Source organism: Streptomyces sp. NPDC059371 (assembly GCF_042751995.1).
GTDB lineage: Bacteria > Actinomycetota > Actinomycetes > Streptomycetales > Streptomycetaceae > Streptomyces.
The window spans coordinates 1-4809 of record NZ_JBHYXD010000073.1 but is presented as its reverse complement, the minus strand read 5'-3'; the positions used below and the strand labels follow the sequence as shown (position 1 = coordinate 4809).

Genomic DNA, 4809 nt, shown 5'->3' with positions numbered 1-4809 from the left:
TTGGGGCGCCCGCCGCGCCCCGGCGAGCCCCGCGGGGGGGGGGCCCTCCCCACCCCCCCGGCGGCCCACACGCTCCCCCGGGGTGGGGTTTCGCGGCGGCGGCGCGCCAGCCGTCGGTGACCTGGAGCGCCTGGTGGGCCTGCCACCAGGCGACGGGCGAACCGCCCCCGGTGCCCGGCTGGAGCACGGCGTGGAGCTGGCCCGCCGCGAGCAGGACGGACCAGCCGTGCAGGACCGGCGGCACCGAGTTCAGCTCGGTCGCGGGCATGAAGCCCTGCTCGATCAGCAGGGGCAGGAAGTCGTCGCCGATGTCGGTCGAGCCCGGTCGCACGATCGGCCCTGTCGGCTCGACCACGAGTGCCGGGTGCAGCTCGCCGTTGATCAGGACGAGTCCGCTGGTGACACCGAGCACGGCCTGCTCGGGGACGGGGTCGGCGGGCGCGCCGTCGGGGTGGATCGAGCGGACGGCGCCCTGGAGTTGTTCCTCGGTGACCTGTACGACCTGCGAGGGCAGGCAGGTGGAGTGGGCGAAGGCGAGGACGGCGGTCTCGTCGCCGATGAACAGGACGGTGCTGGTCCGCTCCTGTTCCGAGTCGCCCGGGGTGCGGCACGACGTGCAGTCGTAACTGCCGGGGGCGTTCTCTCCGGCGAGCAGCCGGTCGGCTTCTTCGTCGCCGATCTCGGCGCGTACGTCGTCGCTGACGTCGAGCATGCGCGGCACGGTGGCTCCTCGGGATGCGGTGCGTGGCGGTGCCGGGTGGCTCCCGGCCCATGAACCGAGGGGTTCCCGGCTCATGAAGATGTCAACGGGTGATCTGTGGCCGGAGTCACGCCCGAGAGCGAACGGAATCGAACCATCCGACGCCCAGGGTGAGGGTGCCCCCGGAATTGGTTACTCCCAGTCAACTTGCAGAAGGACTAAGGAAGTTGACTGGGTGAAGTAAGTCACAGATCACATGGGGCGCGGGTCGACAAATCCGGAAATCACCCAATGAAGTGGGTGGCCGAAAATCGATGATACCTGCGGTAACCGCTAACTGGCCTCGAATGACAAGGAGTTGGTTGATATCGGGGCGCCGGGGTCCATAGATTCCTCCGCCGTGTGCAACGAGCACCGCTCGGGAACGTCCGCCGGCCCGATCCGCTTCGGATCGCAGCACGCCGCCGGTGGACGGGTCGGAGCGCGAGGGCCGCGTCCAACGCGCAGGCCACCGCGTCCCGTCCTGGGGGACCCCGGGTGTTTCGAGAGGGAAATACATGTCCGCATGTGCCGACAGCACTCACGAGAACGGCCACAAGGCTCGTACGGCGAACAAGACACGTACGACGGCGGTCCTCGCCGGGGCGGCACTGCTCGCCCCGCTCGGACTGCTCGCCGCGAGCGGCGACGCCACGGCGGCCGACAGTGGAGTGTGGGACCGCATCGCCCAGTGCGAGAGCGGCGGAAACTGGCACATCAACACCGGCAACGGCTACTACGGGGGACTCCAGTTCTCCGCCGGCACCTGGCGCGCCTACGGCGGCGCGGCGTACGCGCCGACCGCCGACAAGGCCTCCAGGAGCGCGCAGATAGCCGTCGCGACCAAGGTCCAGAGCGCACAGGGCTGGGGCGCCTGGCCCACCTGCTCGGCCCGCGCCGGCGCCTACGGCAACGCGCCCGGCTCCTCGGGGTCCGGGCAGTCGACGGGTTCCGCGAGCACCAAGGCGGCCTCGAAGCCGGCACAGAAGTCCGTCCCGGCCGAGCGGGAAGCGGCAAAGACGCCGTCCCGTGCGCCGGGCCACGTGAACCGCGGCTCGTCCCGCGGCGACTACACCGTCCGCGAAGGCGACACCCTGAGTGCCATCGCCGCGCGGCACGGGACCACCTGGCGGAAGATCTACGCCGCCAACCAGTCCGTGATCGGCGGTGATCCCGACCTGATCGTGCCCGGCCAGCGGCTCGACATCTGAGCCACGCTCCCCCTCGCGCCGGGCGCGGGCCCGGTCCGGTCCCTCAGGACCGGACCGGGCGGGGCGTGTCCACGAAGTCGCGTCGTCCGCCCGAAGGGCGTGCAGGCGTCGCCGGGCAGGCGAGCCTTCGCGGACACGCTCAAGGCCCTGCCCGGTCCTCCGACCGGGTGGGGCCCCGGGCGTGCCGGGCGCCGGCTCGGCGGGCGAGCGGGACGCTCTGCTTAGCGTGGCCCGATGTCCTTCATGCCGAGCAGGCGGATTCCGCCGACCGCACGCACCGCGTCCCGGCCGCCGACCGTTCGTGTGCGGTCCGCGGTCGTCGTCGCCGCCGTACTGGCCGCCCTCGTCCCCGGCTCCGCGAACGCCGCGGACACGGCGGCACCGCCCCCGCTCCCGGGTCCCGGATCCGTCCGGGGGGCCTTCGACTGCGCGAACGACGAGTGGCCCTGGACCTGTCTGGCCGAGTGCGAGAGCGGCGGCCGCTGGCACGTGAACACCGGGAACGGCTTCTACGGCGGGCTCCAGTTCTGGCAGCCCACCTGGGTCGCGTTCGGCGGGCTCGCCTACGCGCCGCGCGCCGATCTCGCCACCCGCGCCCAGCAGATCAAGGTCGCCAAGAAAGTGGTGGCCGTCCAGGGCTGGGGCGCCTGGCCCGAGTGCTCCAAGACGTACGGACTGCGCGGGCCCTTCCACGTGGTGAAGGCCGGCGAGACGCTCGTGTCGATCGCCCGCAAGTACAAGGTGCAGGGTGGCTGGCGCACGCTCTACAACGTCAACAAGAAGAAGATCGGCGCCAGCCCCGACCGGCTGGCCAAGGGCCTCCAGCTCGTCATCCCGAAGGCGGCGGGCGCATCCCGTGCCGGGGGTCCCGTCCTGTTCGGGCCGCCCCTGAACCCGCCGGCCCACCGCTCCGCGCCACCGTCTCCGTGGCTTCTCCGCTGAACACGACCGCGCCACGGCGCAGTTCATGCACGTACGTCGTCCGGCCCGGCCGCTCGCGCAGCCCCGGCGGCAGCCGCTGCTCGGCGATCACGACACACGCGTCGAGAGCGCCCAGCAGCGCGTACGTCCGGGCCGCGACCGCCGGTGACATGCCCTGCGCGGGTTCGTCGGCGAGCACCACGCGCGCGCGGGCCGACAGGGCGCGGGTCAGGGCCAGCATGCGCTGTTCGCCGCCGGAGAGGGTGCCAGCGCGGCGGGGGAGGAGCGGGCCGAGTTCCGGGTAGGCCTCCAGGGCCGCCGGGAGGTCGGCCGCCCCGAGTTCCAGGTTCTCGCGGACGGTCAGGGAACCGAACACCGCCCGGCGCTCCGGGACGAGGCACAGCCCGCGCCGGGCCCGCTCGAACGCGGGCAGGCGGGTCACGTCGGCGCCGTCCCAGACGACGGCGCCGGCCGCGAGCGGCACGGTCCCGGCGAGGGCACGCAGCGCCGTCGTACGGCCGGAGCCGTTGCGTCCCAGCAGCACGGTGAGGCCGGGGCCCGGGGCCACCAGGCTCACGCCGTGCAGGGCCTCCAGGGGGCCGTAGCGTACGCGCGCGTCGCGCAGGGCGATGCTCATCCGCCGGTGCCCGTGTCCAGGACGCGGTCGGCGGGACCCGAGGTGACGATCCGTCCGGCCGCCATGACGTGGACGGTGTGCGCCAGGTCGGCGACCAGATCGAGGTCGTGCTCGACCACCAGGAGGGCCATGCCGTCCGCGGCCAGCGCCCGCAGCACCCGGGCCAGCGCGGCCACCTCGGTGGTGTCGAGACCGGCCGCGGGCTCGTCGAGCAGCAGCACCCGGGGGTTCCCGGCGAGCGCCCGGGCCAGTTCCACGCGCCGGAGTGTGCCGGTCGGAAGGCCCGCCGCGGGCAGTGACCGCACCGGCCCGTCGAGCCCGAACAGCCGCAACGCCCGCTCCGCCGACCCCCGATCGGCGGTCCGGCCGCACTGTTCGGCGCCCACGCGCACGTTCTCGGCGACGGTCAGCGACGGGAAGACGGCCAGTTGCTGGAAGGTCCGCGCGATGCCCAGCCGGGTCCTGGCGTGCGCCGCCAGCCGTGTGATGTCCCGCCCTTCGAACAGCACCTGTCCGCCCGAAGGGCGCAGGGTGCCGGCGAGACAGTGGAAGAGGGTGCTCTTCCCGGCCCCGTTGGGCCCCACGACCGCGGTGACCCGTCCGGGCGGGACGTCGAGGACGACCTCGTCGAGAGCGGTGAACCCGCCGTGGACGACGCGAAGCCGACGGGCGGTCAGCAACGGCCCGCCCACACTCCCGGACCGGACTCCGCCGCCACCGGCCCGCCGCACCGGTCCACCTCCGCCCCCGGCCCGCGTCCCCGCGCCGACACCTCCGGCGGACAAGGCGGACGCGGCCGGCGCGGTGGCGCCCGCGCGGGGTCCGGGTTCCCGGCCGGTGCCGGTGGGAGCGGTGGGACCCGGGCGAGGCCCGGTTTCCCGTCCGGTGCCGTCCGGCGCGCTGGGTTCCGGTTGTGGTCCGGCTTTCCGGCCGGTGTCGGTGCCTGCCGTGTGGCCCGCACGGGGTCCGGTTTCCTGGCCGGTGCCGTCCGGCGCGGTGGGTTCCGGTTGTGGTCCGGCTTTCCGGCCGGTGTCGGTGCCTGCCCTGTGGCCCGCACGGGGTCCGGTTTCCTGGCCGGTGCCGGTGCCGGTGCCGGTGGGCGCCGGGTGGCTCGGGCGGGGTTCGGTCTCCCGGCCGGTGCCGGTCGGCGTGGTGAGGCTCGGGCCCTGTCCCGCTTCTTGGCTCGGGTCGGCTCGGGTGGCAGGTTCCGGGCGTGGTCCGGCTTTCGGGCTGGTGCCGGCCGGTGTCGCCGGACCTTGGCGGGGCCCCGTTTAACCCGTGGGGGGCGGCGGCCCCGGGGC

Annotated in this window: 4 protein-coding genes and 1 pseudogene; 2 read left to right on the top strand and 3 right to left on the bottom strand. The window is 74.1% G+C overall.

What is annotated here, in order from left to right; genetic code table 11:
- Positions 1 to 721, bottom strand: a 721-nt coding sequence (locus tag ACFXGX_RS30780; RefSeq protein ID WP_384797450.1) for a hypothetical protein, incomplete at its 3' end; no start/stop codon positions are given.
- A gap of 536 nt (positions 722 to 1257) precedes the next feature.
- Here ACFXGX_RS30780 and ACFXGX_RS30775 point away from each other — a divergent pair.
- Complete coding sequence (locus tag ACFXGX_RS30775) at positions 1258 to 1950, top strand: transglycosylase family protein (RefSeq protein WP_384797447.1); 693 nt, start codon at positions 1258 to 1260, stop codon at positions 1948 to 1950.
- A 234-nt stretch (positions 1951 to 2184) separates the two neighbouring features.
- On the top strand, positions 2185 to 2892 hold the full coding sequence (locus ACFXGX_RS30770) for a transglycosylase family protein (protein ID WP_384797444.1): 708 nt from the start codon (positions 2185 to 2187) through the stop codon (positions 2890 to 2892).
- Here ACFXGX_RS30770 and ACFXGX_RS30765 read toward each other — a convergent pair.
- Both ACFXGX_RS30765 and ACFXGX_RS30760 read right to left on the bottom strand, forming a co-directional pair.
- A complete protein-coding gene (locus ACFXGX_RS30765; RefSeq protein WP_384797441.1) occupies positions 2780 to 3508 on the bottom strand; it encodes an ABC transporter ATP-binding protein in 729 nt (242 codons plus the stop codon). The genes ACFXGX_RS30770 and ACFXGX_RS30765 overlap by 113 nt on opposite strands.
- A pseudogene (locus ACFXGX_RS30760) lies at positions 3505 to 4326 on the bottom strand (ABC transporter ATP-binding protein); the annotation flags it as partial. The gene ACFXGX_RS30765 and the pseudogene ACFXGX_RS30760, both read right to left, overlap by 4 nt.
- Positions 4327 to 4809: the final 483 nt, after the last annotated feature.

What these genes read in the sequence shown, in the direction of transcription:
- ACFXGX_RS30775 (WP_384797447.1), top strand. Translation starts at nt 1,258, where the DNA reads ATGTCCGCATGTGCCGACAGCACTCACGAGAACGGCCACAAGGCTCGT.
- ACFXGX_RS30770 (WP_384797444.1), top strand. Translation starts at nt 2,185, where the DNA reads ATGTCCTTCATGCCGAGCAGGCGGATTCCGCCGACCGCACGCACCGCG.
- ACFXGX_RS30765 (WP_384797441.1), bottom strand. Translation starts at nt 3,508, where the DNA reads ATGAGCATCGCCCTGCGCGACGCGCGCGTACGCTACGGCCCCCTGGAG.